This window comes from Embleya sp. NPDC055664, from assembly GCF_053618075.1.
This window is the reverse complement of sequence record NZ_JBSHGZ010000036.1, coordinates 24,191-50,430: the sequence shown is the minus strand read 5'-3', so window position 1 is coordinate 50,430 and position 26,240 is coordinate 24,191. Positions and strand designations below refer to the sequence as shown.

Sequence of the window (26,240 nt, the reverse complement as noted above, 5' to 3'; positions counted from 1 at the left end):
CCCGGCCCGTCACCGGGTCGTATGCGGGTGGCCGCAGCGGAACAGCGGGTCGCTGGTGTCGAAGGGCACGTCCTCGCGGGAGTCCAGCACGGCCTCCATCGACGACGGCAGGTCGAACGGCAGCGTGCCGGGTGTCGGGGCGCGGCCGAAGGCCGCGTCCAGGACGAGGTCGTCGTCGGCGCCGAAGTCGGCGAGCAGGGCGGCGGCGCTGTCGGCGAGCGGAGTGAGGATCGCGGCGCGGTCCAGGAAGACGTCGACGGTGGTCGGCACGGTCGCGCACAGTGTGCGCAGGCGGTCGATCTCGGCGGCGGGGAAGTCGAGGGATCCGGCGTGGAAGTGGCGTTCCAGCAGGCCCACGCGGACTTCGTACGGGGCGTCGATCCGGACCACGGCAAGGTCCGCGTCCTCGACGCGCTCGACCACCGTGCCGTAGCGGGCGGCGACTGCGGGGTCGATGTTCTCCACGTACAGCCGGCGCCCCGGCGTGTCCGCGAACGGCTCTCCGGTGAGCCGGACCAGGGAGCGCCGCTGCACCCGGCGGCCGAGTTCGACGCGCGCGGGGTGGCCCACCACCCGCTCGGCGGCCTCGGGGTCGACGTACGGGTCGTCGAACAGGCCCAGGCGGAACTTGTCGCGCAGGATGCGCCGGGCCGACGCGTCGATCCGCGCCTCGTCGACGGCGCCGGAGCGTACCGCGTCGACGATCAGGTCGGAACGGGTCTCCCCGCCGAACTGGTCCACGCCCGCGTGCAGCATCAGCACCGCCTGCTCGGCGAGGGTGAGGTGCTCGACGCCCCAATTGCGCGGCGGCAGCGCGACGATGCCGGGGATCTCCATGCCGGTGAGCACGTTGAAGTCGCTGCACACCACGCCGTCGAACCCGTACCGCTCGCGCAGCAGTCCGGTCAGCACGTCGCGGTTGAACGAGGAGCCGACCTCGGCGAGCGCGGTGCCCGTCGGGATCGAGTAGCACGTCATCACCTGAGCGGTGCCCACCTCGAAGGCGGCCTCGAAGGGCTTCAGGTGGTAGTCGAGGTTGCCGCCCGGGTAGACGGCACGGGTGCCGTAGGCGAAATGCGGGTCCTCGCCGCCCTCCTGGGGCCCGCCCCCGGGGAAGTGTTTGGTCATGCAGGCCACGCTGTCCGGGCCCAACCGCTCGCCCTGCATGCCCCGGATGTAGCCGGCCAGGATGCGTCCGGCCCGGTCGGCGTCCTCGCCGAAGGTGCCGCTGGTGCGGGGCTTGCGGGGCTCGGTGGCGAGGTCGGCCATCGGGTGGATCGCGACCCGCACACCCACCGCGCGCAGTTCGGCCGCGATCGCGGCGGCGTACTCCTCGACGAGCGCGGGGTCGTCGGTGGCCGCGAGGCCGATCGGCTCGGGCCCTCGGCTGAACGCGCCGCCGGTGAACGCGGTGGCCGGGTTCTCGGTGAAGCCGTGACGCGGGTCGGAGGCGAGCGTGACGGGGATGCCGAGGCGGGTCGCGGCGGCCAGGTCCTGCACGTGGTTGTTCCACCGGGCCGTCTCGACCGGCGAGGGCATGGCGGTCAACCCGAAGGTGTTGACGCCGCGTTCGCCGATCAGCTCGGCCCCGGTGGGGACCCGGGCGCCGTTGCCGGGGATCATCCGGCCGCAACACATCAGCCCGGCCTTCTCCTCCAGCGTCATCCGGCCCAGCAGGTCGGCGACCCGCTCGTCGATCGGGAGCCGGGGGTCCTCGTAGGGCTCCATGGTCCCGTTGTGGTTGAGGTCGCGGAAGGGGGTGCCGTCGTGGTGGCGAAGAGTCCGGAGCATGGCGGATCAGTCCTCGTACTGGGTGGAGTGGTCGGGGCGATGCCGGGTGGGGTCGTGCCCGTCGCCGAGCGCCCGCCCGGGCTCGGGCACGGCGGCGAGCAGCACGGCGGTATGCGGATGCGCCGGTGCGGCCAACAGGTCCTCCGTCGGACCCTGTTCGCACACCCGCCCGAGATAGAGCACCGCGACATCGTCGCTCACGGCGCGCACCATGCCCAGGTCGTGTGAGATGAACAACCCGGCGAGCCCGAGGGTTCCGGTGAGCCCGCGCAGCACGGCGTGACCGAAGGACCACAGGAGTGGGTGGCGGCGCTGCGCGAGATGGTGGGGACGAGCGGCGACGGACCGTGAGCGGGGGCGCTCGGGGCCCTCTCCTGTGGCAGCGCCGCTCCCGCACGCGCCGCCGGCCGATCGCGCGGACCCGGTCCGCAACACATCCCTGGACCCCACACCCTCGCCCTGCCCGCCCGCGATGCGCGCATCCGAACTCGCCCCACGCTCACGTACGTTGGCCCCAACCGCGCTGCGCCCCCACCCGGTCGGTGGGGTCGGGCTGTGGCGGGGTGTGTGCGTCGGGCCCGCGACACGCCGGTTTCGGGTACGGGCGGGGTTCGCTCGTGAGGGTGGTGACAGGGCTACCGTTGGCCGCGTACCCGGGCACGTCGCCGACTCGACCCGTTCGCCGCCGCATCCCACCCGCACCACCGTCTTCGAACGGGGTGTGCCGGCCGAGCCGCCGATCGTGCGCCCGGCACCGTCACCGAGTGCGCCGACCGACCCGAGGTGGGCCAGAGGAGATCGCCATGCGCGTGGTGGACGCCGAGGTGGAGGTCCTGATCGTGGGCGGCGGGCCGGTCGGCCTCACCGCCCGGGCACTGCTCGAACGCTGGGGTGTGCGGGTACTGCTCGTGGAGCGACACCGCGAGTTGTCGCCCTTCCCCCGGTCCCGGCTGGTCAACGTGCGCTCCATGGAGATCTTTCGCCGACTCGGCCTGGCCGCCCGGATCAGGGCCGCGGGGTTCGCCCCCGAATACGGCCGCGTGCGCTTCCGCGACACCCTGTACGACCGCGACTTCGCCAGTGCGGCGATGGTCGGCGTCGCCGCGCCGGTGCCCGAGAGCCCCGAATTCGGCGTGCTCACCTCACAGGACCGCCTGGAGCCCATCCTGCTCGCCGCGCCGGGCGCCCCGGTGCGCTTCGGCGTCGAGCTCGTCGACGTGGCCGAGGACCCCGACGGCGTGGTGGCCACGCTCGTCGACCACGGACGCGACGCCGAACTGCGGGTGCGGGCCCGCTACCTGCTCGGCGCCGACGGCGCGAACTCCACCGTCCGGCGGGCGGTGGGTATCGGTACCACCGGTCCCGGCGCGCTGGGCCCCTTCACCACCGTCGTGTTCGACGCCGACCTCCGCTGGTGTGCCGAGCAACCGGCCGGGGTGTACCTGACCGCGCACGGCACCCTCGCCCCGCTCTATCCGGAAGGGGGCTGGGCCTGGTTCGGCCCCACGCCGGCGACCGCCGAGCCCGTCGACTGGGCCGAGGTCGTCGCACGGGCCCTCGGCCCCGCCGCCGACGTCCGGGCCGAGGTGTTGCGGGTGCAGCCGTGGGTGATGAACGCGTTCGTCGCCGAACGGTTCCGGCACGGCCGCATCCTGCCGGCCGGCGACGCCGCGCACGCACTGCCCATCTTCGGCGGTCTGGGGATGAACACGGGCCTGGCCGACGTGCACAACCTGTGTTGGAAACTGGCGGGGGTGCTGCACGGATGGGCCGACCCGGTCCTGGTGGAGTCCTACGAGACCGAACGCCTGCCCGTCGCGCACCGCACCCTTGGTCAGGCGGTGGTCAACACCCGGCTGTTGGTCGAGGTGCAAAACCGCCGCCGGGAGCGGCTCGACGCCGGCGCCGCGCCGACGGACGGTGTCGAACTGCCCTGGACGGAACAGTACTTCGCGCAACTCGGCCTGGTGCTCGGGGTCGGCTACCGCTCCGGCGCCGTGTGCTCCGACGGCGACGCCCCACCCGAACCCTCCGACGCGGACACGAACTACGTGCCGAGCGCGGAGCCGGGTCGGCGCATGCCGCACGTGTGGCTCGCGGACGGCCGCTCCACGCTCGACGCGGTCGGCGAGTGCTTCACCCTGCTCACCCCCGATCCCATCCGCTGGGAGCAACGCGCCGCGCCGGCAGCCCCGTTGCGGATCGAGACCCTGCCCGACGAACACCGCGAACTCTGCGGCATCGACGCCGATGGGGCCGTGCTGGTTCGCCCCGACGGCCACGTCGCGGCACGTTGGCGCGACGGACCGGCGAACGGGACGACCGTCGGCGACACCCTCGCCGCGCTCACCGGCCGCTGAGCGCGGCGGGGTCTCGGCGGTTGTCGAGGCCGGCCAGGACGACGCCGCCGATGATCAGCAGGCCGCCGACCGTCTGGGCGGCGTTCGGTGCCTCGTCGATCAGCAACCACGCGAAGCCGACACTGGCGACCACCTCCAGGAGGGCGACGAACGAGGCGGTGCGGGAGCCGAGCAGGCGGCCCGCCGCGGTGCCCGTGGTGTAGGCCAGGGCGGCGGTGACCAGGCCGAGCAGGAGCACCGGCACCCACCAGGGTGTGCTGCCGGTGCGGTAGGCGGCCGGGTCGAGGCCGGCGTGCATCGGCAGCAGGCCCACCGCCGCGAGCATGGCGAGGGTGACCGTGCCGACCACCAGACCGGCACCGGTCAGCGCCACCGGGGGCAGACCGGTGTCGGTGTCCGCCGCGATCAGGAAGTAGGCGGTCAGGCCCACCATCGCCGCGAGTGCCCAGGCCACGCCCGACCAGGCCAGATCGGCGCCGGAGAACAGGTCGACGGCGAGGACCAGGCCCACGGCCGCCAGCCCGGTGCCGGCCAGGGTCAACGGTCGCGGGCGCCGCCCGCGGCGCGCCCAGAGCCAGAGCACGACCGCCGCCGGGGCGGTGTACTCGATGAGCAGCGCGGGTGCGACGTCCATCGTGGTGACGGCGGAGAAGAAGCAGAACTGCGCGCCGGCCAGGCCCAGTACGCCGTACACCAGCACGGTGCGGGCCTGCGTGCGCAGTCGATGCCACCGCCCGCGCAGGGCCACGACCGCGAACGGCGCCACGACCAGCGCGGCGAGGCCGATCCGGGCCAGCACGATCGCCCCCGGACTCCAGCCTGACGAGAGCAGCCCCCGCGCCAACGACCCCGACATGCCGAAGGAGGTCGCCGAGACGAGGGCGAGGAGGAGACCGCCGCCGAGACCCGCATGGGTGGAGGGGCCGGAGAAGCTGCGCACACGCGGTATGTCATGGGCTACATCGGTCATGGATCATGACGGTAAGGGTGCGGTCGGTAAGCTGTCAAAATGATTTTTGGTCATGACACCGAGTCGTCGCTGCAGGCCGTCGTGGCGCTGATCAACAGCGCGGAGGCGCCGGACACCCTCACCACGGTGCAGGACGTGGACGCGTGGTACGTCGAGCATCGCTACACCGGCCGCCGGGACGGCGACGCCGCCGAACTCGCGAGCCTGCGTGCGCTGCGCCCGGTGCTGCGCGAGCTGCTGACCGCCGACCGCGACCGCGCCGCGAGCTTGGCGAACACGATGCTGGCCGACGCCGGCGCGCTTCCGCAGCTCGTGCGGCACGACGACCAGGACTGGCACCTGCACGCGGTGTCCGGCGACGCGCCACTGGCGAGCCGCGTGGTGGTGGAGACCGCCATGGCGATGACCGACGTGGTCCGCACGGACGAGATGTCCCGGCTGTTCCTGTGTGCGGACGAGGGGTGCGGCGGCATCGTCCTGGACCTCACCCGCAACCGCTCGCGCCGCTATTGCAGCACCGCGTGCGGCAACCGCAACGCGGTGGCCGCCTACCGCGCCCGCCGGGGTGCGCGCGGGGCGTGATCGCGATCAACAGGACGGCGAGGGCGACCGGCACCGAAGCGGCACACGGAAACCACCTATGCGCGACCGATTCCCCGTCGTCGGCGGCTGCCTGGCTAGGTTGGTGTTCGCCAGGGAAACACGACGACAGAGGAGCAAACGAACATGACCGCCTACGCCATCGCCAAGCTGCGGGACGCCGCTCCGCACCCCGAGATCGCCGACTACATCGAGCGCCTGCCCGGCACCTTTGCGCCGTACGGCGGCCGTTTCCTCGTGCACGTCACGCCGCACGAGGTGAAGGAGGGCACCTGGCCCGGGGGCGTGGTGATGATCGGCTTCCCCGGCATCGTCGAGGCCCGGACCTGGTGGGACTCGCCCGCATACCAGGAGATCGCCCCCTGCGCTCGCGGCACATCGAGGGCGACATCATCCTGGTCGAGGGTGTCCCCGAGAACTACGACCCGGCCGTCACCGTCGCGAAGATGCGGGCGGCGACGGCCGGGGGCGAGTAGCTACACGAGCACCCTCGCGGCGTCGTCGCCGCGATCCGCCGCCGGGTAAATGGTCTCGGCGGGCGGGTTGTTGGTCTTGCGGGCCCACGCGTAGTAGATCACCGCGGTGAACGCGAGGCCGACGATCCAGGAGATGTCCGCGCCGCCGAGGCGTTCGGTCAGCGGTCCGGTGTACAACTTCTGGGCCAGGAACGGGATCTGCGCGACGACGCCGACCACGTAGCAGGTCAGCGCCGGGATGTTCCAGCGCCCGTAGCGGCCGTTCGGGTCGTACAGGGCGGGGATGTCGACGCGTTCGCGCGAGATCAGGTAGTAGTCCGTCAGGTTGATGGCGCTCCACGGGGTGAAGACCATCAGCAGGAGCAGGACGAAGTTCTTGAAGTTGCCGAGGAAGTCCGCACTGGCCGCGATCGCGATCACGACCGATGTCGCGGTGAAGGCGACGATGTACGCCGCGCGCACGACGGGCGAGATCCGGGACCGGCCGTCGAAGGCGGTCACGGTGGTCAGGATCGACATGAAGCCGCCGTACGCGTTGAGACAGTTGACCGTCAGCTTGCCCACCAGGATGACCAGGTAGATCAGGAACGCGACGAACGCCGGCCCGGCCAGATCCCCGACGAATCCCACCTGGTCGGGCAGGAAGGCGTCACCCGCGACGGCGGCGATCAGCGCGCCCAGCGTCATCGACCACTGCGAACCGATGACGCTGCCGGCGAAGGTCGACCAGAACGTGGCGCGTTCGCTGGTCTCGCGCGGCAGGTACCGGGAGTAGTCGGCCACGTAGGGACCGAACGTCAACTGCCAGCCCGCGCCCAGGGAGACCGCGAGCAGGAAGGTCGCGAGGTCGAACGACTTGTTGCCGACGTGCGCGCCGACGTCGTACTTGGCGAACAGAGCGATCACCAGGTAGCCCAGACCCACGATGCCGGCGACCGTCGCGATCCGGCCCGCGAGGTGGATGAGTCGGTATCCGGTCACCGCGACCACGGCGGTCAGCGCGCCGAAGATCAGGATGCCGACCTTGGTGTTGTCGATGTGCAGGATCTCGCAGACCGCCTGCCCGGCCAGCACACTGCCGGTCGCGGCGAAGCCGAGATACATCAGGATCACCATGACCAGCGGCAGCACCGCGCCGAAGACGCCGAACTGCGCGCGGCTGGAGATCATCTGCGGCACACCCAACCGGGGTCCCTGGGCCGAGTGCAACGCCATGACGATGCCGCCGAGGATGTTGCCGATCAGCAGGGCCGGGATCGCCCACAATGCGTCGGCGCCGAAGACCACCGCGAGGGCGCCGTCGACGATCGCGGTGATCTGCATGTTCGCCCCGAACCACAGGGTGAACTGACTCCGCGGCGTGCCGTGCCGCTCCGCGTCGGGGATCACCTCGATGGTGCGGTGCTCCACCGCGAGACGGGATTCGGACGGTTGCTCGAGGGTCATGGGCGTCTCCCCGTCGATCTGCGTACGTGTGTGGCGTTGTGGTGCGCAGAATCTTGCATGCATTTAAACCAACGTCAACGGCTTGAATGAATTGATTCATGTAGGCGACGCGCACACCCGAAATGCAAGGCGACCGGGCGCACCGACCTGCGATTCGATCATGACCGAGCCGAGCGCACGCCCCTCACGACGCGGCCCGGCCGCACTCTCCCCGAGTCGAAACAGCGAGCGCCCCGCCATGCGGGGCGAAGGCCCCGGCCGCGTCGGCGCACGCGAGTCACACATGCGCGGAGCACCCGGCGGCCGAGGCCTGCGCCTGCATCCACGCCCGCCGCTCCGCACCGAAGCCCGTCATCCAGCGCAGGCCCGCTCCCGCGCCCCACGTGTGCCGGCCGTTCGGGGCCTTGGTGGGGTCAGGGGAGCAGGGTGAAGGGGGCGGTGGCTCGGGGCTCGCCGTTGACGATGATGTGGAGGGTGCGGGGGCCCGGGGGTTCGGTGCGGGTGGTTACCGGGCGGAACGAGTGGGATCTGGCGAGGGTGAACGTGTCGCCGGCGGCCTTGGCCACCCGCTCGGCCAGGTGGAAGACGCGGCGGGAACCGTCGCGGGCGATCGCGTACTTGAGGACGATTGGCCCGGGGGCGTCGGCGCGGACGGTGAGGGTGAACGGGATGCGGTCGCCGGTCGTGACGGTGTCCGCGACGACGAGCGATTCCACCGTGCCGCTGCCGTGTGCCGCGCCGATCAGGCCGAGCGCTTCGGGATGGCCGGCCCGCAGCAGGCCCCGGGCGGCGTGCCGGACCACACGGTCGGTGTGTACGCCGCCCTCGGCGTGCCAGCGGCCGAGGACGGCCAGTGCCGTGTCGGGGTGGTCCTTGGCGATGTCGTTGACGTGGTTGGCGACCGAGCGCCGGACGTACTCGCTCGGGTCGTCGCGCAGCCGCTCCAGGATGGGCAGCGTCGGACCGGGAGACATCAGCCAGTGCACGCGCGTGCCCCAGGGCAGCCGGGGCCGGGTGCCCTCGGACGCGAGCCGACGAAGGTGCTCGTCGGCGGACTCGGCCCAGCCGCGCATGACCTTCAGCGCGGTGTCCTCGTGGCGGTCGAGGTAGGGCCGCACCGCGAACTCGGCCGTGGCGAAGGGGGTGATCACGGCGAGCGTGGCCATGGCCTCGTCGAGGTGGTCGACGCCGTGCACCGCGACGTAGTCGGTGGCGGGCCAGCCGCTCCACATGTCCAGGACGGTGTGTTCGGTCGCCGCGCGCAGGACCTCGGCGGCTGCCGGGAAGGGCACGTCGAGGGTCGTGTGCAGGGCCCGGGCGACGTGGCCGACGCGGGCCTTGAGCTCCAGGCCGTCCAGCCCGGTCAGCGCGGCGGCGACGAAGCGGTCGCGCGGGAAGCCGTCACGGGCGGCGGCGACGGCGTCGGCCAGGGTGGCGACGGAGGTCGCGTTGATCATGTCCTTGAGCGGTTGGGCCATGCGCGCCAGGCTCCCAGAGGGGTCCGACACCGGGCGGTGGCGCGCGCCCCGCATCCACGCCCGCACGGGCTCAGCGCGCCGGCAGTGCCTCGACCAGGCGTTCGAGGGCCGCCAGATCGCCCGTGACGGTCAGGCCGGCGTCGGCGAGGGCGGATGCCAGCGGCACCTTTCCGGTCAGGACGGACTGCAGGGTCGCGGTCTCCGCGACGACGTGTACGTCCGGCGCGGGCGCGGTCGGGTCCTCACCGCGGGCGACCGTGACGAGTTCGCCGTCGACGACCACGACGCGGTAGGTCTCGCGGCCCAGGTCGATCCGGTACGCCGCCGTCCACGGGTCCCGCGGTCGGGCCACGAAGTACGCCCGCAGACCGAGCAGCACCGTGTCGCTGCCGATGTCCCCCCGGAGCGGCACCACCGGCGAGCGCATGCCCCACACCCGCAGCGCCGCGAAGACCGGCTCCAACTCGGCGCCCCACTCGGTCAGTTCGTACACCTTGGCGGAGACCGGCGGCGGCAGCACGCGCCGCCGCAACACGCCCACGGCCTCCAGTTCGCGCAGCCGCTGGGCCAGCACGCTCGGGCCCAGACCCGGCAGGGCGGCCTGGATGTCGGCGTATCGCCGCGGCCCGAGCCGCAGTTCGCGCACCACGAGCAGGGCCCAGCGCTCGCCGATCAGGTCGAGCGCGTGCGCGATCGGGCACGCCTGGCCGTAGGTGCGTCGACCGTCGTGCGCGCCGCCGGGAGTCGCTGCCGGCATCCCCGCCTCCTTCGAAAGTGACACCACGAGAGCATCTCGCTACGAATATCGTAGCGCAAGCTTCGAAAGTCGTAGTACGGTTCCCGCATCGCCCCATCCACTCCACTGGAGGCATCCATGTGCGCCGCCCACCCCACCTCGACCGAGCGCGTCGTCCACGCCGGCGGTGTCGACCTCGCCGCGCAGGCATTCGGCGACCCCGCGACACCCGCGATCCTGCTCATCGGCGGCGCGGAGGCGTCCCGGGACTGGTGGGACGACGACTTCGTCGCCCGGCTCGCCGAATCCGGCCGGTACGTCATCCGCTACGACACCCGCGACACGGGGCAGTCGACCACCTTCCCGCTCGGCGCGCCGACGTACACGCAGGAAGACCTGTCGACCGACGCCCTGGCCGTGCTGGACGCGTACGAACTGTCCGCCGCGCACATCGTCGGCATCTCCATGGGCGGCGGACTCGCCCAGCGCCTGTCCCTCCGGGCCCCCGCACGGGTCCTGACGCTCACCCTGCTCTCCACCAGCCCGGGCGGCCCCGGCGACAACGACGGCCCGGAGCTGCCGCCGATGAGCGAGTCCCTGCAGAAGGTGTTCGCCGAACCCGCGCCCGCCCCCGACTGGGCGGACCGCGACGCGGTGATCGCGTACTTCCTGGCCGCCGAACACGCCTTCGCCGGGACCATCCCCGTCGACGAGGAGCGCGTGCGGCTGACCGCAGGGCGTGCATTCGACCGCAGCCCGGTCCCCGCCGCCGCGGCCAACCACTGGGCGATCGACGGCGGCGAGCCGATCCGCGCCCGCCTCGGCGAGATCACCGCGCCCACACTCGTCCTGCACGGCACCGCCGATCCGCTCTTCCCGTACGGCCACGCGGAGGCCCTGGCCCGCGAGATCCCCGGCAGTACGCTGATCCCGGTGCCGGGCATGGGCCACCAGATGCCGCCCGAGGCGACGTGGGACACCATCGTTCCGGCGATCGTTCGACAGACCGCGGCCTCCTGACCGGCGACGGACGACGGACGGCGGGCCCGTGCCGCGGTGCCCGCCGCGAAGGGCGGAACCCCATGCACATGCGTTTCACGTCGGAGACGACCTCGGCCGGCGTCTCGGAACGGGCCTTCGCCCTCGGTGACATCCCGGGTGTGCTGTGGACGCCCGTCGAGGCCCCCGACGCACGTCCACTGGTGCTGCTCGGTCACGGCGGCGGCACGCACGCGCGGACCCCGGGCCTGGCCGCGCGGGCCCGCCGGTTCGCGACCGCCCACGGATTCGCGGTGGCGGCCGTCGACGCCCCCGGGCACGGCGGGCGGCCGAGGACGCGTCGGGACGAGGAGTTCGCCGCCGGCGTGCGCGAGCGGATCGCGGCCGGCCGCCCGCTGGGTTCCGAACTGGCGGATTACAGCGGTGAGTTGGCCGCCCGGGCGGTACCCGAGTGGCGCGCGGTCCTGGATGCCCTCCGGGACTCGGAGCATGTCGGCGCGGCCGGCCCGGTCGGATACTGGGGCCTTTCCATGGGCAGCGCGATCGGCATCCCGCTCGTCGCCGCCGAACCGCGGATCGGCGCGGCGGTGTTCGGCCTCGCCGGGCACGCGAGTCTGATGGAGGCGGCGATGCGGATCACCGTCCCGATCGGGTTCCTCGTCCAGTGGGACGACGAACTGATCCCGCGCGAGCGGGCGTTGGCCCTCTTCGATGCGTTCGGTGCGAAGGACAAGACGCTGCACGCCAACACCGGCGGCCACACGGACGTACCCGCCTTCGAGGTGGAAGACTCCGGACGCTTCCTCGCCCGCCATCTCGGCGGCGCATCGGCCGACTTCGGCCCGGGTTCCGCCCCGGGTCGGCGCCCCGGCGTCTGATCACCGCCGAGGCGCCGGTCGTTCGCCGCTAAGCGGTCAACTGCACCGGCAGTTGGCCGGCTCCGTCGAAGGTGGGAAAGACGGACACGTGTCCGTGATGCACGTCAGGGGTGCCGAGGCTGGTCAACTCCCAGGTCGCGTCGACGACGCCCGGGCCGCACGGCAGGAAACCGGCGCCGGACGGCATCGCCGTCGGCATGATCTGGAGGGAGCTGAACCCGACCTGCACGGTGCTGCCGACGGTGCAGGTATAGGTGCCGCCGATGGTCAGCGTGCCGTTGTTCGGCGGGAACGAACTCGGCCGGGCCTCGGCCCAGAGCACCACGAGCGACTTGGTGTTCCGTACGGCGGCGTGGTGCGGTGTGGCGGCGCTGTGCGCGGCGTGCGGCGCGGCGACGGCCGTGGGTGCGGCCAGGCCCACGACCACGACGGCACACGCGGCGGCGGCGCGGAGCCGACGGCCGAGCCTGGCGCCCCGAGGCTTCGACGTACAGGGCCTCGATAACGAGGGTGCGGACATTGCGAACTCCTTCACAGGTGTCTGACGTTCGTTCCGACACCGCATGGTCGGGACGACGAATCGGGGCAACCGGTGCCCCGCGCCCAGGAGACCACGCCGCGGGCACCGGAACCAGCTCACCCCGAATCGGGGATCGGCCCGTTTCGGCCGGATCGTTCAGACCGGATCGGTGGGCCTGTCGGTGGCGAAAAGGGGCACGATCATCTCGATCAGTGCGGTGACGTCGGCCTCGACCATCGGTTCGCCGGTCATGCCCATGCGGTGGAGCAGGGTTCCCACGACGACGTCGATGAAGAACAGGACCCGGTTCTCCGGCTCGCCGAGCGCGTTCTGAAAGGCGATGCGGTACGGGTCCTGGAACCGCGTGGACAGGATCTCGCGCAGGGCGGGATCGCTGACCGCGTCGCTGAACACGCCCGCGAACGCGTCGCCCACCCCGGGCTCGCCGATCTTCGCCGCGATCCAGCGGATGGTCGAGGTCAGCGCCTCGGCACGATCGGCGCCCTCCAGCGGCGCCGGGCCGAACGCGTCCAACAGGCAGTCCACGATCAGCGCGCCCTTCGACGGCCAGCGCCGATACACGGTCGACTTCGCGACGCCCGCCGCGACCGCGATGCGCTCGACGGTGGCGCGCGCGTAACCGAGTTCGCGGACCGTGCTCAGCGTGGCGGCGAAGACCACGTCGTTGACGCCCGCGCGCGGACGACCGGGCGGCCTGGCGGCAGCAGTCGATGTCATGGCCACACGATATCTCTTTGCGCTACCTTAGGTATCGATACCTAAGGTAGCGATACCTCGGGTATCGAAACCTGGGCAGGTCGAGCACAACCCGGAGCGCAAGGAGAAACAATGAGCGAGGTCACCACCATCGAGCGGCCGGCGGAGCCGAACTGGTCGGCGTTGACAGCCGAGGAACTGGTCGCCTATCGCGAGGCGGAGAACCGCTTCCGGGCGTCCGACGCCGCGCGGGCGATCACCGGAGAGCCGGAGGCCGGCGTCACGATCGAGTGGCGGACCCTGGCGCTGCCCGGCCGCGATCTGCCGGTGCGGGTATACCGGCCGGCGTCGCCCGAACACGACGGGCAGCGCGGGCCGGACGCCGGGGCCGGGCTGCCGCTCGTGCTCCACGTACACGGTGGCGGCTTCGTGGGCACGGCGGTACAGAGCGACTGGGTCAACAGCGGGCTCGCCGGCCGGCTGCCCGCGGTCGTCGTCTCGGTCGAACACCGCCTCGTGGACGAGGCGAATCCGCTGGCGGCGGCCGTCGACGACGGCTGGGACGTGTACCGCCACGTCGTGCGACACGCCACCGAGTGGGGCATGGACCCGGCCCGGACCGCCGTGCTCGGCGAGAGTTGCGGCGGGTTGATCTGCGCCCTGGTCGCGATCCGGGCCGCCGAGGCCGGGCTGCCGCTTCGGGCGCAGGTGCTGGTCAACCCCGCCGTCGACGTCACGGACACGATGTTCGAGCACGACTCGATGCGGGAGTACGCGCAGACCCCGACCCTCGCCGTGCCGGTGCTGCGCCTGTTCCGGCGGCTCGGGGTGCCGGCGGGCACGGACCCGCGTCCGCTCTCGCCCCTGCACGCCGACACACCGGGCGGCCTGGCCCCGGCGCTCGTGGTGGTGCCGACCCGGGACCCGCTGGCGGATCACGGCCGCCGCTACGCCGAACGACTGCACACGACCGGGACGCCCGCGCGGCTGACCGAATACCCGGAAGCGGGGCACGCGTTTCTCAGCCTGCCGGGCCTGGTGCCGCAGGCCGAGCCCGCGCGGGCGGAGATCCTCGGCTTCCTCGGCGCCTCGCTCAGCGCGTGACCTCGCCCGCAAGGCCGTCGCCGTCGAACGCGGCGGCGACGGCGAGGCTGTCCTCGTAGACGTGATGACGGGTGATCAGCCCGTCCTCGACGGTCAGGTGCAGCGCGAAGCGGGCCGTGTACGCCCGCCCGGTGCTGCGCGCCGTCTGCCGGATCTCGCCCAGCACGACGGCGTCGGCACCGTCGACCAGGATCCGCTCGACCGTGGTGTCCACCCGTTCCGGCACGTGGTGTTCGGCGATCAGCCGGTAGTGCTCGGCGGCCTCGGCACCCGTGGTGCGCCGCCGGATCCACGGCGTGGCCGCCCGCCCGTGCTCGGCGAGCGGCCAGTCCAGTTTCCAGTCGACGGATTCGGCGTACAGGTCGGCGATCGCCTCGACGTCGCCGGCCCCGATCCGGCGCAGGAGTTCGCCCACCACGTCGCGGGTGGGGGCCGAGGTGGTGTCCGCGTTCATTCGAATCGCCCTTCCGTTCGCGTGCGACCGGCCGCCCCGGTCGTCCCCGCCCGACGAACGTACGCGCGGCCCGCGCCGGGCGAATCCGTCACGCATAGGTAACCGCCGGCGCGCCCTACGGGAGCGACGCGGCGAGTACCGCGTGCAGGCGCTCGTAGGTCGGGGCCAGCCGGCGGAATCCGGCCGCCAGCGCCCGGTCGTCGCCGATCACCAGGGGGTATTGCAGGCCGCCGAGGATCCGGGCCTGGTCGGTCACGATCGAGGCGGCCTCGATCCGGCCGATGTCGGCGAGACAGGTCGCGGCGTCGACGAGCCGGCGGACGCCGACGCGGATCGCGAACACTTCGAGGAGGACCCGGACCTCCGCCGCGAGTCCGCCGTCCACCTGGGCGGCGAGGCGTTCCAGCGCGGCGCCGCCGGCGAGGGATCCCGCCGGCATCGACAGATCTTCGCGCCCGCCCGCCCAGCCGACGGCCGCGGCCAGCGAGCGGCGCAACGCCTCGGCGGGGGCGACGTGTTCGCGGCGCACGAAGTCGGTCCGCATGACGAACGGTTCGTCGGTGTAGGTGACCTTCTCCGCCTGCCACGAGGCCGTGAACCGGTCGATCGGGAGGGTGGCGTACGGATGGCCGTGCGGGTCGTGCAACAGCACGGTGTCGTCGGTGACTTCGAGGACCACCACGTAGTGGTCGGCGACCCCGAGGTCACCGCCGATGTCGTCCCCGATGCCCGGCGAGGCGACTCCCGAGCCCTGGACGAACGCCCCTCGGCTCTCGGGGAGGTAGTGCAGCAGGCCCATGTCCACCGGGCCGACCAGGACGGGGCCGCGGGCGCAGGCCGCCCGCAGCCGGGCGACGGCCTCCGCCGGCGTGCCGGCCGCGGCGCGCGTGCGGGACCAGCCGAGGAGCGCGATCGCGTCGTCGAGGCCCCGGTCCGGATCCCACCCGTACGGATCGAACAACGGTACGACGCCGCCGATGAGTTGGCAGCCGAAGGGCGAGCCGGTCAGGGTCTCGATGACGGCGAGCGAGGGGGCGTCGGCGCCGAGCACCATCGCGAGGGAGGACGAGTAGCAGTAGGGGCCGGAGCCCACGTAGGCGAACATGCGGACAGTCGACCGCCTGACACGGGGAGAGGGTCAACCCGGCGTGAGACGCACCGTCCGGGTGACCCGCGCGGCGCCGCCCAGGTGGATCGACGTGCCCGAGGTGCCGGCGGTGATCGTGGCGGGGCTGCCCAGCGAGTCGCCCATCTCGACCGCGATCTCGGTGAACCCCCGATCGGCCAGGTGCGCGGCGAGGCACGCGGCGCTGTTGGCGTTCGCGATGTCCTCCGGCACGCCGATCGACGGGGCGAACACGCGGGCCGCCGGCCGGCCGGCGGGCGTCGGTACGGAGTAGACGCAGCAGCCCAGGAAGCCGAGCCGATCACACGCGGCACGGAGTCGTTCCGGATCCGGATCGAGGGCGGCGAGGGCGGACCGCGTGGCGACGGGGACCAGCAACCGCGACCGTCCCGGCGAGCCGACCCGGATGTCGGCGGCGACCGCGTCGGGGGCGATGCCGAGCGCGGGCAGGACGAGGTCGCACTCGCCCGCTGTGGCCGCGCGCAGCCCGATGCGGCCGGCGTCGAACGTGGCGTCGACGTGCGTTGCCCGCCGCGTGGCCCGGCCCGCGAAGACGCGCCCCGCCGTGTGGAGCGTGGCCCGATACTCGCCGCCCTCGATCCGTACCGCCCGCTCGTCCCCCGCGGCCCGCTCGGCCCGTTCGGCGAGGAAGGCCAGCGCCGCGACCGTCCCGTGGCCGCACGCGGGCAGTTCCCCCTCGGCGGTGAAGAAGCGCAGGGAGACCGCCGGCTCGTGGGTGCGGCCCTCGCGCACCGAGACGAACACGGCGTGCGACGTGCCCGCCAGGGTCGGTATCCGCCGCCGCTCGGCATCGCTCAGCGCCACGTCGTCGAGCACGGCGGTGGGACTGCCGCCGTGGCCTCGACCGTCCGCGCCGCCTCCGCGCAGACACGCGTGCACGATCGCGACGGGCAGCCCGTGCCCACGCATCAGCCGAGGGCGAGTCGGTGGACGACAATCACACGCGTCACGGTACCCACCTCCCGGGCCGGGCCGAACTCGCGCCCCCGCCTCGCGGATCAGGCCGAACGGGTCGTGGCGGGCGGGCGCACGGGGTGTTTGCTCAACACGGACACCCGGTTGAACGCGTTCATCGTGATCGCCACCCAGATCACCGCCGAGATCTCGGCATCGGACAACACCGCCCGCGCCGCCTCGTACGCCGTGTGCTGCGCACCCGCGTCGGCGGGATGCGTGGTGGCCTCGGCCAGCGCGAGCGCCGCCCGCTCGCGCGCGTCGAACAGCAGGGTGTCGCGCCAGGCGGGCAGCACGGCGATCCGCTGCGGCGTCTCGCCCGCGCGCAACGCGGTCCGCGTGTGCAGGTCGAGGCAGAACGCGCAGGTATTGAGCTGGGACACCCGGATGTTCAGCAGTTCGACGAGCGGGCGTTCCAGACCGGCCTCGGCGGCGACCTCGTGCACGGCCTCGGCGGTCGCGAGCAACGCCTTGTATGCGGCGGGGCTCTGCTTGTCGATGTAGACACGTCGGTCCTGGGCCGGCACTACCGCTTCGGTCATCTGCACTCCTTGATCGCGCGATCCCTCGTCGCACGTCCTATCATCAACATCGTGATTGTTGAAAGTGGAACTTTCGCAATCCGGCTCACCCCGCCCCACCCCACGAAGGATTCGCGATGACGGAGCAGGCCGTTGTACCCACCGTCCACAACGTTGCCGACCGGCACCGCTACGAGATCCGCGTCGACGACGCGTTCGCCGGTCTCACGGCGTACCACGACCGGGGCGGGCAGCGCGTTTTCTACCACACCAAGATCGACGACGCGTTCGCCGGTCGAGGTCTGGCCTCCGTGCTGGTACGGGAGGCGCTGAACGACGTGCGCGCCGCCGGGATGCGGGTGGTCCCGGTCTGCCCCTATGTCAAGCAATTCCTGGGCAAGCACGAGGAGTTCGCCGATCTCGTCGACCCGGTGACCCCCGAGATCCTGCAGTGGCTGCAGGAGGTCCAGGGCTGACCCGACCGAGCCCCGCGTCGACCGGCGCCGGCCCGCCACGGGGCCGACGCCGGTGGCGCCGTGACGCGCTCCGGCCTTCGCCCGCCCGCCGCGGGCACGCCCGACGACCTGCTCGACGGGGTGCTCCTCGGCCTCGCCCCGCACACCGGAGAGGACGACATCGCGCTGCTCGCGGCGCGCGTGCGTCCTCGGTGAGCGGGATCGGTCAGGCGCCGTCCGGCGCGGGCTCGTCGTCGGGTGGGGTGAAGCCGGACGCGGCCTTGATGATGCGTCGGGTCATCGGGTCGGACCAGGCCTTGGGGGAGAGGACTTCGATCCAGATCGCCCGGGCGGTCTTGCGACCCACGTTCTCCCAGGAGATCAGGGTGCGGGACGGGAGGGCGACCGAGTCGCCCTCGGCGATGTCTATCGGTTCGGCGACCCGCTCGTGGTCGCCGAGCCCGCCGCCGACCCGGATGCGGAGCGATCCGGACATCAGGAACGCGAAGGACTCGCCCGGCCGGGAGTAGGGGCCGCCGCTGGATCCGTGCGGCGGAATGGTCAGCAGGGCCGGTTCGAGGTCGTGGCCGGGCAGGAGCAGTTCCTCCCACTGCACGCCGCCCTCCAGGACGACGCTCGCCCGCTCGTCGGCGCGGACCACGCTGGCGTTGGTCCGGGTGAAGGACGCGAGGCTGCTCATCGGGACACCGAGGGCGTCGGTGATCCGGGCGATCAGCTGGGTCGAGGCACGTTCCACGCTGCGCTCGATCGAGGACAGGTGGGATACGGACGTGCCGGTCAGCGCGGCGAGTTCCTTCAGGGACAGGCCGCTCGCCAGCCGGGCGCGGCGCAGCCGACCGCCGTCGGCCGGTGCCTCGGCGGCCGGTCCGTCGGCGGCCGGGGGAGGGGTGTCGGCGGGGTCCGGTTCGCCGAGTGAGGTGCGGATCGCGGCGGGATTCCAGCCGTGTCTGCGGCGCAGGTCGGCGATCTTGCGGGCCCGGCCGACGTGCTCGGGGCCGTAGCGGCGTTGCCCGCCCGGCGTCCGGTCCGGTACGAGCAGGTCCTGCTTCTCCCACGCGCGCAGGGTCTGGGGACTGACCCCGACCTCGGCCGCGACATCGCCGATCGTTCGCCAACTCATGCCCCGGAGTCTAGGGCGGTTCGCGATCTCTGCTCTCGACAAACTTACATCGTTACTGTAACTATGGCGCCCCAAGCGAAGAGGGGAGCCTCGATGTCATCCCTGGAACGAATCGTTTTCGGCACGACGGCGGACACGAACGCGGATGCGGACGCGGCCGCGCACTCCACGTCCGCACTGCTCAGGCAGGGTGGCCGGCCCGGTTCCCCCACGGTGCTCCTCGTCCACCCGGCCAACCTCCGGGCGCGCTGCTGGCGCGCCGTGCTCGCGGCGCTGCCCGCCGACTGGCGGTGTGTGGCCATCGACCTGTCCGGGCACGGCGCGTCGCCCCGCCGCGCCGCCTACGGTGTGGACGGGTGGGTGTCGGAGTGTGTGGCTCTTCTGGACGCGCTGGATGTGGCGCGGGTGCACGTGGTGGGCGCGTCCGTCGGCGCCGCCGTGGCGGTCGAACTGGCGGCGGCGCACCCGGACCGGGTCGCGAGCGTGACCACGGTGGGGGGTGCCTTCCGGGCCGCCGAACCGGGCGATACGCGGGAGTTCCTGGCGGCCATCGCCGCGATGGGCGTACGGCACGCCGTGTTGGGGGTGCTCGCGGACGAACCCGGCCTGGACGACGCCCTGTTCGCCGCCGTCGCGGCCGACGTCAGCGTCAACCCCGACGATACGGCGGCGGCGATCTGGACGGCCGCCGCCGGGGCTGCCGGCCTGGAGGCGGCGCACCGTCTGCGCTGTCCGACCCTCGCCATCGTCGGGGACGGCGACCGGGGTTGCCCCGTCGCGGACTCCCGCGCCTTCGCGGACCTGACCGCCGGCCGGCTCGCCGTCCTGGTCGGACACGGACACCTGCCCATGTACACCGCACCCGCCCGGGTCGCGGCCTACATCGCCTCCCTCGTCGACGGCACCCGGTCGCGCCGACCCCGACCCGACCGAGGCCCGATCACCCGAAAGGAAAGCCCGGCATGACCGACACCCCCTTCGTGGAACGCACCGCGCCCGAGGCGGACATCGCCGAGATCCTGCGCCTGCACCGGCAGTGGTGGGAATCCAACATCGGCTGGGACATCGACCGCATGGTCGAGGTGTTCCCGTCGCCCGGCGACGAGTACCTGATGTTCAACTTCAACGGGCACCCGTACTTCGGCATGACCGAGAAGGTCGCGTTGTGGAAGTGGTATCGCGAACTCATCGCCCAGACCGGCGGTTTGCAGACCCGCATCATGCGCCTGGAGGTCCGCGGCGACACCGCCTGGCTGGCCTGCGAGTTCACCATCGACGCGGAGATGCTGGACGGCGGCGAGTGGACGGTCGACGCGGTCGACGCGACGCGCGGCCGGGCCACCGAGATCTACCACCGCGACAGCGGCACCGGTGCGCCCGAATGGCGCATGTGGCACACCCACATCACCGCACTGCCCGACCCGGACGAGAAGCGGCCCGGGTTCGACGACTCCACCGACAGCCGCGGCCTGGGGTGGACACCCTGGAACCCGCTCCCGAAGGGCGTCTGAGCCAATGACCACCACCGGACGCGTCCCACGGATCGCCCTCGTGCTGGGCAGTTCGCAACGACCGGCCGAGATCGTCGCGGCGGCCCGGGCCGCCGAGCGCGGCGGCTTCGACGAACTGTGGGTCGGCGAGGACTACTTCTACACCGGCGCGATCGCCGCCGCCGGAGCCGTCCTGGCCGCGACCGAACTCCCGGTCGGCATCGGCATCGTGCCCACCACCTCGCGCCATCCCGCGCTGCTGGCCATGGAGTTGGCCACGCTCGCCGGCCTGTACCCGGGCCGGCTGAGCGCCGGGGTCGGCGCCGGGGTCCCGGACTGGCTGGATCAGATGGCGATCCGGAGCCGGACGCCGCTGGCCTCGGTCCGCGACGTCATCGCCGGGCTGCGCACCCTCCTCGCCGGGGAGACGCTGACCGTCGAGGCGTCGTCGTATCGAGCCCGCGAGGTGCGACTGGCACATCCGCCGGCGGTGGTGCCGCCCATCCTCGCCGGCGTCGGAGGCCCCAAGGCGCTCGCCATGTCCGGCGGTTCGGCCGACGGGACGGTGCTCTCCGTGCTCGCGGGCACGCGCTACGTGCGCTGGGCCGCCGAGCGGGTGGCCGCCGGCGGCGCCGGGGCCGGGCACGACCTGGTGGCGTACGCGCTGTGCTCGGTCGACCCGGACGCCGTCCTCGCCCGCGAGCGGCTGCGCGAGTTGTTCGGGCTGTACCTCCTCGCCGGACCGCGCAACCCGATGACCGAGGCGCACGGGATCGCCGACGAGGCCGAGGCACTGGCCGCACTGGACTTCGACGACGCGGTACGGGCCATTCCCGACGCCTGGATCGAGGAGTTGGCGGTCGTCGGCACCCCCGCCGACTGCGCCGAGCGGATCACCCTCCTCGCCGAGGCCGGGGCGGACCGTGTCGCGCTCTGCCTCGACCCCGATCGGGACGCCGAGGCACAGGTCGACCTGCTCGCGCGCGAACTGCTTCCGCTGCTTCGGGGACGCGCCGGCGGCTGAGACGTCGGGCGGCCGGCCCGGCATCCCCGGGCCGGCCGCCCCACAACGGCACATGACACGGCACACGACACGGCATACGACAGCGATCGGAGATTCCGATGACCTATTCGATGGTGAGCTTCAATCCCGACGACGGCTCCCTGGGGTTCGCCTCGCAGTCGCACTTCTTCGCCGTGGGTTCCGTCGTGGGCGACGCCGAGGCCGGCGTCGGCGTGGTGGTCAGTCAGGCGTTCGCCAACACCGACTGGCCGCACGAGGGCCTGGCGCTGCTGCGGGCGGGCGCGACGCCCGACGACGTACTCGACACGCTCACGTCGGCGGATCCGCAGGCCGAGTATCGCCAGGCGATCGTGATGGACGCCGGCGGCCGCTACGCCTGCTTCGCCGGTACCGGCTGCGCGCCGCACACCGGCGTCGCGCGCGGCGAGGGCATGGCTGCGGTGGGCAACATGCTCGCCTCGGACACGGTGTGCACGGCCATGCTCGCTACCCACCGCGCCTCGACCTCGACCCACGCCGACCGGCTCGTCGCGGCGCTGCTCGCGGGCGAACGGGCCGGGGGAGACGCGCGCGGGTCGCAGTCGGCGGTGCTCAAGGTGGTCGGCCCGGTCCGGGACGAGCGGCCCTGGCGGCACGTGCTCGCGGACATCCGGGTCGACGACCACGCCGACCCGGTGGGCGAGTTGCGCCGGCTGCTGCCCGTCCACGACGGTTTCCGGGCGATCGGGGCGGCCCTGTTCACCCCGCCCCTGGTCATCGGCGACGCCTCGGGGATCGTCGCGGACCGGGCCCGGGAGACGATCGCCGCGCTCGCGTCCGCCGCGATCGGCCTCGGCGCCAACCGTGAGGCGGACCTGTGGCGGGCGGTCGTGCTGCTGCGCAGCGGCCGGGTCGACGCCGGACGCGCATTGATCGACGAACTGAGCGCCGGGCGACCGCAGTTGGCCGAGTTCGCGCGCGGCCTGGCGCAGGTCGGTATCCTGCCGCGGAGCGAGGTGACCCGCTGATGGCGAGCCCCTCGCCGCACACACCCGAGTCCGCCGTCGACGCCTTCGTCCGGGTGGATCGGGTCACCCGCACCGCGGCCGACCTGGTGCGCGTCGACACCCGCAACCCGCCCGGCCGGGAGGCCGCGGCCGTACCCGCGCTGCTCGACGTGATGGGGGCGATCGGCTGCGCCACCGAGGTGTTCACGTCGAGCGGCGGCCGGCCGTCGGTGCTCGCTCGCCATGGCACCGGCGCGCCCGGGCGGCCGACCCTGCTGATCAACGGCCACGTGGACGTGGTGCCCGTGGTCGAGGCGGACTGGACCACGCCGCCGTTCGACCCGGTCGTGCGCGGCGGCCGGCTGATCGGTCGGGGCGCGGCGGACATGAAGGGCGGGATCGCCGCCGCCGTCGAGGGACTGCGCGCGTGCCTCGACGCCGGGCTCGTACCGGACGCCGACATCGTCTTCCACCTCGTCGCCGACGAGGAGACCGGCGGCGCCCACGGTACGGCGGCACTCGTCGACGCCGGCCTGGTCCGGGCCGACGCGTGCATCGTCCCCGAGCCGACCGGGCTGCGCGTCGCGGTGGCCGAACGCGGCTCCTGGCAGGCCGGGATCGAAGTCTTCGGTACGGCGGGACACGGCGGCGAACCGGCGCTCGGCCGCTCCGCGGTGGCCGACGCGGCGCGGATCACCACCGCCCTGCACCTGGCCCGCTTCCACGACCGGCCGCACCCGCTGCTCGGCAGCCCGACGTGCAACGTGGCGATGGTGCGCGGCGGCGTCGCGGCCAACGTGATCGCCCCCGCCTGCGAACTGACCATCGACCGGCGCACGCTGCCCGGGGAGAGCTCCGACGACGTGTACGCCTCGATCGTGCGCACCATCGACGCGAGTTGCCCCGACGTCGACTATCGCGTACTGCCGACGTTCTTCTGCGAGGCATCCGAGTTGCCCCTGCCCCACCCCTTCGCGGACTTCGTCGACACGTGCCGACCACGCCCGCGCACCCGATCCCACTCCCGACCACGCTCGCGCGTCGCGCCGGACGAGGGCTTCATCGGCCTCTCGCTCGGCTCCGACGCCCGGTTCCTGCGCAATCGTCTCGGCATTCCCACCGTCGTCTACGGCCCCGGCTCGATCGAGCAGGCCCACGGCGCCGACGAGTGGGTCGGGATCGGCGACCTCACCCTCGCCGCGCGCACCTTCGCCCGCGCCATCGCGGGATTCGCCGACTTCGTGGCACAGGCCGACACCGGCCGCGTCTCCCCGAGCAGACAAACCGGCAGACAACTGTAGATTCTGCCCCACGTGAAGGAGGGCACATGGCTGACCACACAGGCGCGACGAGGAGCCGGCAGCCGGCACCCGGCGAGAACTCGCGCAGCGGCCCGGTCCTGGAAACACGTTCGATCGACTACATCCCGCAGTCCGAGCGGCACGGCCGCGCCTGGCACCAGGCGCCGTTCTGGTTCACCGGACAGTTCGTGCCGACCACCATGGTCGTCGGCTTCGCGGGACCGGTCATGGGACTGTCCGTCGGCTGGTCGATCACGGCCACCGTCCTCGGCATCCTGTTCGGCACCTGCTTCATGGCTTTCCACGCCAACCAGGGGCCCACCATGGGCCTGCCGCAGATGATCCAGTCACGCGCCCAGTTCGGCACCCGCGGCGCGCTCGTACCGATGCTCGCCGTCATCTGCGTCTACATCGGCTTCAGCGCCTTCGGCGTACTGCTGGCCTCCCAGGTGCTGGAGACGGTCCTACCCGGCTCGACCACGCTGTGGGCGGTGGTGATCGTACTGCTCGCGGCCGTGCTCGCGATCGTCGGCTACGACCTGCTGCACACCGTGTTGCGCCTGCTGCCGTACCTGGTCGTACCGGTGTTCGGGATCCTCACCGTGCTCGCCCTGATGCACCTGAGCCCGCATCACGACCCGCACACCGCCTCCTTCACCTGGGCCGCCGCACTCGCCCAGTTCGTCGCCGCCGCCGGCTACCAGCTCGGCTACGCCGTCTACGTCTCCGACTACTCCAGATACCTGCCCGCTGACACCTCCGCGCGCGGGGTGATCGGCTGGACCTACGCCGGGGCCGCCCTGTCGGCGATCTGGCTGATGGTGCTCGGGAATTTCATCGCCGGTTCCGTTCCCGTCCCCGACGCGCTGGTCAACCTCCAGGACATCGGCGACACGCTCTTCTCCGGCTTCGGCAAGACCGCCGTGATCGCGGTCCTGGTCCCCAGCGCGATCGCCATCATGGGAGTCAACCTCTACGGCGCGATGCTCTCGGGCCTGAGCATCGTGCACGCCTTCCGGCCGATCGCGCTGACCGCCCGCACCCGTGTCGTCGGCGTCGCGACCGGCGCCGCGGTCGTCTTCGCCGTGGCCGAGGGTCTGCCGGGGAAGTACCTGGACAGCTTCAACGACTTCATCACGCTCATCCTCTACGCCCTGGCGCCCTGGACCGCGGTCAATCTCATCGACTACTACTTCGTGCGCCGGGGCCACTACGCCATCACCGAGATCTTCAGCCCCGACAGCATCTACGGCCGCTGGGGGCGAGCGGGTCTGCTCTCCTACGCCCTCGGTGTGGCCGCGTCGATTCCCTTCATGACCACCGGCTTCTACACCGGGCCCATGGTCGACGCGCTCGACGGCGCCGACATCGCGTTCGTGGTCGGCCTGGTCGTCTCCGGCGCCGCCTACTTCCTGGCCACCCGGGGCTTCGATCCGGCCCGGGAGCGGGAGGCGATCCGGGACAGCCGGAACCGGCTCGACGGTCCGAGCGCCGTCGTGCGCTCGGCGCCGCGCGCCACGGGATGACGCCGCTCCGCCGGAAGGCTCGGCGTCGGCGTCAGCGGCCGGTGCGCAGCCAGGTGGAGAAGGCGGACAGGGCGGCCTCGGCGTGGTCGCGGCCGACGCCGATGCGGAAACGGTCGGTGGGGGTCGGGGTGAGGTCGGAGCGGTAGATGCTCGCGGGCAGCAGGAGCACGCCCGCCTCCTCCACCAGGCGCGTACAGAACGCCTCGACCCCGTCCGCGCCGAGGTAGCGGGGGTAGGCGACACAACCCCCGTCGGGGGCCCGCCACTCGAAGTCGTCGGGATACTCGGCGAAGAACGCGTCGAACGCCGTCAGGTTGGCGGTGATCAGGGCGCGGTTGCGGGCCAGGATCGTCTCGCGGGCCTTCAGGGCGATCCTGGCCAGCACCTCGCTCGGCGCGGAGTTGCAGATCGTGGTGTAGTGCTTGGCCCGCTCCAGGCGCGAGCGCAGGGCCCGGTCGCGGCAGGCGATCCAGCCGATGCGCAGGCCGGGCAGGCCGAGGGACTTCGACGTCACGTTCAGCGACAGGGCACGCGGCGACAGGTCGGCGGCCTGCGGCAGGGTGCGGGCCGGATCGCGTTCGAGGCCGCGATACACCTCGTCGCCGAACAGATGAATGCCACGCTCGTCGCACAGCCGGACCAGGGCGGCGAATTCGGCGCGGTCGATCACCTTGCCCGTGGGGTTGTGCGGGAAGTTCACCGAGACGACCCGGGTGTTCGGGCGGATCGCGGCGACCACCGCGTCCAGGTCCAGGGCCCAGTCCCGCGCCGGGTCGAGCGCCACGCCGGTGACCTCGCACAGGGCCAGCGGAACGGTCTCGGCGGACTGGTAGTTCGGGGTCAGCACGACGGCGTGGTCGCCGGCGTCGAGCAGGACGTTCATCGCCACGTACAGGGCCTCCTCGGCGCCCGCGAAGCAGATGACGTCGTCCGGCTCGATGTGGTCGTAGGTGCCGGCGATCGCCGCCCGCAGGCCCGGGTCGCCGAACGTCTCGGTGTAGCCCAGGGACAGGTGCTCGAACGCGTCCCGGTCGGTGTCGTCCGCCAGTTCGAGCAGTTCGCTCAGCGTCATGGTCTGCGCGTCGGACGCGGTCAGGTGGTGGCGGGCGGTGAACTCCCAGCGGGAGAAATACGTTTCCAGCCGGAAATCGGGCAGCCGGGTCATG

The 26,240-nt window shown here is 72.5% G+C and carries 27 protein-coding genes and 1 pseudogene; 14 read left to right on the top strand and 14 right to left on the bottom strand.

The features are described 5' to 3' along the window. Positions 1–9 precede the first annotated feature (9 nt). Positions 10–1,791 carry a glycoside hydrolase family 3 protein gene (locus tag ACWGR4_RS38410; protein ID WP_452130466.1) on the bottom strand — a complete coding sequence of 594 codons (1,782 nt, stop codon included), beginning with the start codon at positions 1,789–1,791 and terminating at the stop codon, positions 10–12. A 6-nt stretch (positions 1,792–1,797) separates the two neighbouring features. After that, positions 1,798–2,067, bottom strand: a complete 270-nt coding sequence (locus ACWGR4_RS38405; protein ID WP_452130465.1) for an ABC transporter ATP-binding protein — start codon at positions 2,065–2,067, stop codon at positions 1,798–1,800. A gap of 527 nt (positions 2,068–2,594) precedes the next feature. Here ACWGR4_RS38405 and ACWGR4_RS38400 point away from each other — a divergent pair. Next, positions 2,595–4,151 (top strand): FAD-dependent monooxygenase, encoded by a 1,557-nt coding sequence (locus tag ACWGR4_RS38400; protein ID WP_452130464.1) that lies wholly within the window; start codon positions 2,595–2,597, stop codon positions 4,149–4,151. On the opposite strand, the gene ACWGR4_RS38395 is transcribed toward ACWGR4_RS38400, so the two are convergent. Further along, positions 4,138–5,121, bottom strand: coding sequence for an EamA family transporter (locus ACWGR4_RS38395; protein WP_452130463.1), 984 nt, complete (start codon positions 5,119–5,121; stop codon positions 4,138–4,140). The genes ACWGR4_RS38400 and ACWGR4_RS38395 overlap by 14 nt on opposite strands. Before the next feature lie 39 nt (positions 5,122–5,160). Between ACWGR4_RS38395 and ACWGR4_RS38390 the strand changes: the two genes are divergently transcribed. Continuing rightward, on the top strand, positions 5,161–5,703 hold the full coding sequence (locus tag ACWGR4_RS38390; RefSeq protein WP_452130462.1) for a CGNR zinc finger domain-containing protein: 543 nt from the start codon (positions 5,161–5,163) through the stop codon (positions 5,701–5,703). Positions 5,704–5,847: 144 nt separating this feature from the next. Then, a pseudogene (locus ACWGR4_RS38385) lies at positions 5,848–6,197 on the top strand (DUF1330 domain-containing protein). On the opposite strand, the gene ACWGR4_RS38380 reads toward ACWGR4_RS38385, so the two are convergent. From ACWGR4_RS38380 to ACWGR4_RS38370, 3 genes are all read right to left on the bottom strand, one after another. Then, on the bottom strand, positions 6,198–7,643 hold the full coding sequence (locus ACWGR4_RS38380; protein ID WP_452130461.1) for a purine-cytosine permease family protein: 1,446 nt from the start codon (positions 7,641–7,643) through the stop codon (positions 6,198–6,200). Between the two features lie 413 nt (positions 7,644–8,056). Beyond that, positions 8,057–9,121: a DNA alkylation repair protein gene (locus ACWGR4_RS38375; RefSeq protein WP_452130460.1), complete on the bottom strand. Its 1,065-nt coding sequence runs from the start codon at positions 9,119–9,121 to the stop codon at positions 8,057–8,059. Between the two features lie 70 nt (positions 9,122–9,191). Beyond that, a complete protein-coding gene (locus tag ACWGR4_RS38370) occupies positions 9,192–9,878 on the bottom strand; it encodes a winged helix-turn-helix transcriptional regulator (RefSeq protein WP_452130459.1) in 687 nt (228 codons plus the stop codon). A gap of 117 nt (positions 9,879–9,995) precedes the next feature. On the opposite strand from ACWGR4_RS38370, the gene ACWGR4_RS38365 reads away from it, so the two are divergent. Further along, the gene (locus ACWGR4_RS38365; protein WP_452130458.1) at positions 9,996–10,877 is read left to right on the top strand and encodes an alpha/beta fold hydrolase; all 882 of its coding nucleotides are present in this window, start codon (positions 9,996–9,998) and stop codon (positions 10,875–10,877) included. 68 nt (positions 10,878–10,945) lie between these two features. After that, on the top strand, positions 10,946–11,734 hold the full coding sequence (locus ACWGR4_RS38360; protein ID WP_452130457.1) for an alpha/beta hydrolase: 789 nt from the start codon (positions 10,946–10,948) through the stop codon (positions 11,732–11,734). A 28-nt stretch (positions 11,735–11,762) separates the two neighbouring features. On the opposite strand, the gene ACWGR4_RS38355 is transcribed toward ACWGR4_RS38360, so the two are convergent. Next, positions 11,763–12,254, bottom strand: coding sequence for a hypothetical protein (locus tag ACWGR4_RS38355; RefSeq protein WP_452130456.1), 492 nt, complete (start codon positions 12,252–12,254; stop codon positions 11,763–11,765). A gap of 156 nt (positions 12,255–12,410) precedes the next feature. After that, entirely contained in the window at positions 12,411–12,992 is a 582-nt protein-coding gene (locus ACWGR4_RS38350; protein ID WP_452130455.1) for a TetR/AcrR family transcriptional regulator, read from the bottom strand. A gap of 111 nt (positions 12,993–13,103) precedes the next feature. Between ACWGR4_RS38350 and ACWGR4_RS38345 the strand changes: the two genes are divergently transcribed. Continuing rightward, on the top strand, positions 13,104–14,075 hold the full coding sequence (locus tag ACWGR4_RS38345; protein WP_452130454.1) for an alpha/beta hydrolase: 972 nt from the start codon (positions 13,104–13,106) through the stop codon (positions 14,073–14,075). Here ACWGR4_RS38345 and ACWGR4_RS38340 read toward each other — a convergent pair. The 4 genes from ACWGR4_RS38340 to ACWGR4_RS38325 all read right to left on the bottom strand — a co-directional run bounded on the left by ACWGR4_RS38340 (position 14,065) and on the right by ACWGR4_RS38325 (position 17,172). After that, the gene (locus ACWGR4_RS38340; protein ID WP_452130453.1) at positions 14,065–14,529 is read right to left on the bottom strand and encodes a nuclear transport factor 2 family protein; all 465 of its coding nucleotides are present in this window, start codon (positions 14,527–14,529) and stop codon (positions 14,065–14,067) included. The two genes, ACWGR4_RS38345 and ACWGR4_RS38340, sit on opposite strands and share 11 nt — an antisense overlap. 115 nt (positions 14,530–14,644) lie before the next feature. Beyond that, complete coding sequence (locus tag ACWGR4_RS38335) at positions 14,645–15,634, bottom strand: hypothetical protein (RefSeq protein ID WP_452130452.1); 990 nt, start codon at positions 15,632–15,634, stop codon at positions 14,645–14,647. Positions 15,635–15,667: 33 nt separating this feature from the next. Next, positions 15,668–16,585 (bottom strand): PhzF family phenazine biosynthesis protein, encoded by a 918-nt coding sequence (locus tag ACWGR4_RS38330; RefSeq protein ID WP_452130451.1) that lies wholly within the window; start codon positions 16,583–16,585, stop codon positions 15,668–15,670. An 89-nt stretch (positions 16,586–16,674) separates the two neighbouring features. Next, positions 16,675–17,172 (bottom strand): carboxymuconolactone decarboxylase family protein, encoded by a 498-nt coding sequence (locus tag ACWGR4_RS38325; RefSeq protein ID WP_380002390.1) that lies wholly within the window; start codon positions 17,170–17,172, stop codon positions 16,675–16,677. Positions 17,173–17,288: 116 nt separating this feature from the next. Between ACWGR4_RS38325 and ACWGR4_RS38320 the strand changes: the two genes are divergently transcribed. After that, positions 17,289–17,627 carry a GNAT family N-acetyltransferase gene (locus ACWGR4_RS38320; protein ID WP_452130450.1) on the top strand — a complete coding sequence of 113 codons (339 nt, stop codon included), beginning with the start codon at positions 17,289–17,291 and terminating at the stop codon, positions 17,625–17,627. A gap of 60 nt (positions 17,628–17,687) precedes the next feature. Continuing rightward, on the top strand, positions 17,688–17,822 hold the full coding sequence (locus tag ACWGR4_RS38315; protein WP_452130449.1) for a hypothetical protein: 135 nt from the start codon (positions 17,688–17,690) through the stop codon (positions 17,820–17,822). A 10-nt stretch (positions 17,823–17,832) separates the two neighbouring features. On the opposite strand, the gene ACWGR4_RS38310 is transcribed toward ACWGR4_RS38315, so the two are convergent. Continuing rightward, positions 17,833–18,747 (bottom strand): MerR family transcriptional regulator, encoded by a 915-nt coding sequence (locus ACWGR4_RS38310; protein WP_452130448.1) that lies wholly within the window; start codon positions 18,745–18,747, stop codon positions 17,833–17,835. Between the two features lie 93 nt (positions 18,748–18,840). On the opposite strand from ACWGR4_RS38310, the gene ACWGR4_RS38305 reads away from it, so the two are divergent. From ACWGR4_RS38305 to ACWGR4_RS38280, 6 genes are all read left to right on the top strand, one after another. Next, positions 18,841–19,713, top strand: coding sequence for an alpha/beta fold hydrolase (locus tag ACWGR4_RS38305; RefSeq protein WP_452130447.1), 873 nt, complete (start codon positions 18,841–18,843; stop codon positions 19,711–19,713). Further along, the gene (locus ACWGR4_RS38300) at positions 19,710–20,258 is read left to right on the top strand and encodes a YybH family protein (protein WP_380002385.1); all 549 of its coding nucleotides are present in this window, start codon (positions 19,710–19,712) and stop codon (positions 20,256–20,258) included. Before ACWGR4_RS38305 ends, ACWGR4_RS38300 begins: the two co-directional genes overlap by 4 nt. A 4-nt stretch (positions 20,259–20,262) precedes the next feature. Continuing rightward, on the top strand, positions 20,263–21,261 hold the full coding sequence (locus tag ACWGR4_RS38295; RefSeq protein WP_452130446.1) for an LLM class flavin-dependent oxidoreductase: 999 nt from the start codon (positions 20,263–20,265) through the stop codon (positions 21,259–21,261). Between the two features lie 98 nt (positions 21,262–21,359). Further along, positions 21,360–22,268, top strand: coding sequence for a DUF1028 domain-containing protein (locus ACWGR4_RS38290; RefSeq protein WP_452133740.1), 909 nt, complete (start codon positions 21,360–21,362; stop codon positions 22,266–22,268). After that, positions 22,268–23,548: a M20 family metallopeptidase gene (locus ACWGR4_RS38285; RefSeq protein ID WP_380002382.1), complete on the top strand. Its 1,281-nt coding sequence runs from the start codon at positions 22,268–22,270 to the stop codon at positions 23,546–23,548. Before ACWGR4_RS38290 ends, ACWGR4_RS38285 begins: the two co-directional genes overlap by 1 nt. Before the next feature lie 26 nt (positions 23,549–23,574). Continuing rightward, on the top strand, positions 23,575–25,074 hold the full coding sequence (locus tag ACWGR4_RS38280; RefSeq protein WP_452133741.1) for a purine-cytosine permease family protein: 1,500 nt from the start codon (positions 23,575–23,577) through the stop codon (positions 25,072–25,074). Positions 25,075–25,105: 31 nt separating this feature from the next. Here the strand turns inward: ACWGR4_RS38280 and ACWGR4_RS38275 are convergent, their stop codons facing one another. After that, positions 25,106–26,239 carry an aminotransferase class I/II-fold pyridoxal phosphate-dependent enzyme gene (locus ACWGR4_RS38275; RefSeq protein WP_452133742.1) on the bottom strand — a complete coding sequence of 378 codons (1,134 nt, stop codon included), beginning with the start codon at positions 26,237–26,239 and terminating at the stop codon, positions 25,106–25,108. Position 26,240 lies beyond the last annotated feature (1 nt).

Bases quoted from the DNA above. Each gene is read 5' to 3' on its own strand.
- ACWGR4_RS38410 (WP_452130466.1), bottom strand. From the start codon at position 1,791: ATGCTCCGGACTCTTCGCCACCACGACGGCACCCCCTTCCGCGACCTC.
- ACWGR4_RS38400 (WP_452130464.1), top strand. From the start codon at position 2,595: ATGCGCGTGGTGGACGCCGAGGTGGAGGTCCTGATCGTGGGCGGCGGG.
- ACWGR4_RS38395 (WP_452130463.1), bottom strand. From the start codon at position 5,121: ATGACCGATGTAGCCCATGACATACCGCGTGTGCGCAGCTTCTCCGGC.
- ACWGR4_RS38390 (WP_452130462.1), top strand. From the start codon at position 5,161: ATGATTTTTGGTCATGACACCGAGTCGTCGCTGCAGGCCGTCGTGGCG.
- ACWGR4_RS38380 (WP_452130461.1), bottom strand. From the start codon at position 7,643: ATGACCCTCGAGCAACCGTCCGAATCCCGTCTCGCGGTGGAGCACCGC.
- ACWGR4_RS38375 (WP_452130460.1), bottom strand. From the start codon at position 9,121: ATGGCCCAACCGCTCAAGGACATGATCAACGCGACCTCCGTCGCCACC.
- ACWGR4_RS38370 (WP_452130459.1), bottom strand. From the start codon at position 9,878: ATGCCGGCAGCGACTCCCGGCGGCGCGCACGACGGTCGACGCACCTAC.
- ACWGR4_RS38365 (WP_452130458.1), top strand. From the start codon at position 9,996: ATGTGCGCCGCCCACCCCACCTCGACCGAGCGCGTCGTCCACGCCGGC.
- ACWGR4_RS38360 (WP_452130457.1), top strand. From the start codon at position 10,946: ATGCGTTTCACGTCGGAGACGACCTCGGCCGGCGTCTCGGAACGGGCC.
- ACWGR4_RS38355 (WP_452130456.1), bottom strand. From the start codon at position 12,254: ATGTCCGCACCCTCGTTATCGAGGCCCTGTACGTCGAAGCCTCGGGGC.
- ACWGR4_RS38350 (WP_452130455.1), bottom strand. From the start codon at position 12,992: ATGACATCGACTGCTGCCGCCAGGCCGCCCGGTCGTCCGCGCGCGGGC.
- ACWGR4_RS38345 (WP_452130454.1), top strand. From the start codon at position 13,104: ATGAGCGAGGTCACCACCATCGAGCGGCCGGCGGAGCCGAACTGGTCG.
- ACWGR4_RS38340 (WP_452130453.1), bottom strand. From the start codon at position 14,529: ATGAACGCGGACACCACCTCGGCCCCCACCCGCGACGTGGTGGGCGAA.
- ACWGR4_RS38335 (WP_452130452.1), bottom strand. From the start codon at position 15,634: ATGTTCGCCTACGTGGGCTCCGGCCCCTACTGCTACTCGTCCTCCCTC.
- ACWGR4_RS38330 (WP_452130451.1), bottom strand. From the start codon at position 16,585: ATGCGTGGGCACGGGCTGCCCGTCGCGATCGTGCACGCGTGTCTGCGC.
- ACWGR4_RS38325 (WP_380002390.1), bottom strand. From the start codon at position 17,172: ATGACCGAAGCGGTAGTGCCGGCCCAGGACCGACGTGTCTACATCGAC.
- ACWGR4_RS38320 (WP_452130450.1), top strand. From the start codon at position 17,289: ATGACGGAGCAGGCCGTTGTACCCACCGTCCACAACGTTGCCGACCGG.
- ACWGR4_RS38310 (WP_452130448.1), bottom strand. From the start codon at position 18,747: ATGAGTTGGCGAACGATCGGCGATGTCGCGGCCGAGGTCGGGGTCAGT.
- ACWGR4_RS38305 (WP_452130447.1), top strand. From the start codon at position 18,841: ATGTCATCCCTGGAACGAATCGTTTTCGGCACGACGGCGGACACGAAC.
- ACWGR4_RS38300 (WP_380002385.1), top strand. From the start codon at position 19,710: ATGACCGACACCCCCTTCGTGGAACGCACCGCGCCCGAGGCGGACATC.
- ACWGR4_RS38295 (WP_452130446.1), top strand. From the start codon at position 20,263: ATGACCACCACCGGACGCGTCCCACGGATCGCCCTCGTGCTGGGCAGT.
- ACWGR4_RS38290 (WP_452133740.1), top strand. From the start codon at position 21,360: ATGACCTATTCGATGGTGAGCTTCAATCCCGACGACGGCTCCCTGGGG.
- ACWGR4_RS38285 (WP_380002382.1), top strand. From the start codon at position 22,268: ATGGCGAGCCCCTCGCCGCACACACCCGAGTCCGCCGTCGACGCCTTC.
- ACWGR4_RS38280 (WP_452133741.1), top strand. From the start codon at position 23,575: ATGGCTGACCACACAGGCGCGACGAGGAGCCGGCAGCCGGCACCCGGC.
- ACWGR4_RS38275 (WP_452133742.1), bottom strand. From the start codon at position 26,239: ATGACCCGGCTGCCCGATTTCCGGCTGGAAACGTATTTCTCCCGCTGG.